General features: G+C 71.7%; 1 pseudogene. It reads left to right on the forward strand.

The features are described 5' to 3' along the window. Positions 1-67: 67 nt before the first annotated feature. A pseudogene (locus AC1Q49_RS16230) lies at positions 68-778 on the forward strand (cytochrome c biogenesis ResB family protein); the annotation flags it as partial. Between the last annotated feature and the right edge of the window lie 253 nt (positions 779-1,031).

Below are 1,031 nucleotides of genomic sequence, written 5' to 3' on the forward strand. Positions count from 1 at the left end.
CGCCCACACCCGCCGCCTCCTCCCCGACACGCCCCCCGGTGCGGTCCTGGACGCGGCCGAGAAGGCGCTGCGTCGGCAGCGGTACCGCACCCGCCGGGTCCGCGGCGACGACGGACGGGACTCGGTCGCAGCCGAGCGCGGCTACCTGCGGGAGACCGGGAACCTGCTGTTCCACGTGGCGCTGCTGGCGGTGCTGGTCGTGGTCGGCGTCGGCGGCGGGTTCCGGTTCACCGGGCAGCGGGTGCTGGTGGAGGGGCAGACGTTCGCGTCCACCCGGATCGCGTACGACTCGTTCACCGCCGGCCGGTTCATCACCGACACGCAGATCCCGACGTTCTCCCTCACCCTGGACCGGTTCCGCGTCGACTACGTCCTGGACAACGTCAACGCGCTCGGCATGCCGAAGAGCTTCGACGCGCAGGTCACGACCACCACAGGCGGCACCCGGCAGGCCTCCAGCATCCGGGTCAACGAGCCGCTGCCGGTGGCCGGCACCGACATCTACCTGCTCGGCAACGGGTACGCCCCCAGCCTCACCGTCCGAAACCCGGCCGGGAAGATCGTGTTCAGTGACACGGTCCCGTTCCTGCCGCAGGACGCGAATTTGACCAGCCTGGGGATCGTGAAGATTCCCGACGGGCTGGCCGAGCAGGTCGGCCTGGTCGGGATGCTGTACCCCACCCGCGCGACCACCGCCTCTGGGGCGTTCGCGTCCAGCTACCCGGACCTGCTGGACCCGGTCGTCACCTTCAACGTGTACGTCGGCGACCTGGGCCTGAACACCGGGGTCCCGGTGTCGGTGTACGCACTGGATACCAGCACCCTCACCCAGATCGCCGGGCGCGGCACCCCCACCCCCGCCCTGCAGCTGGTCCCCGGCACCCCGGTTCCGCTGCCGGACGGGCTGGGCACGATCGAGCTCGGCCCGATCCCCCGGTTCGCGTCGCTGGAGATCGCCGCCGTGGGTCGCGTCCATGATCTCGGCGCGACCGGTGACCGCCGCCAGCGGCATGCCCCCGGCGATGCCCTTC

The organism is Microbacterium sp. MPR-TSA4 (assembly GCF_058792815.1).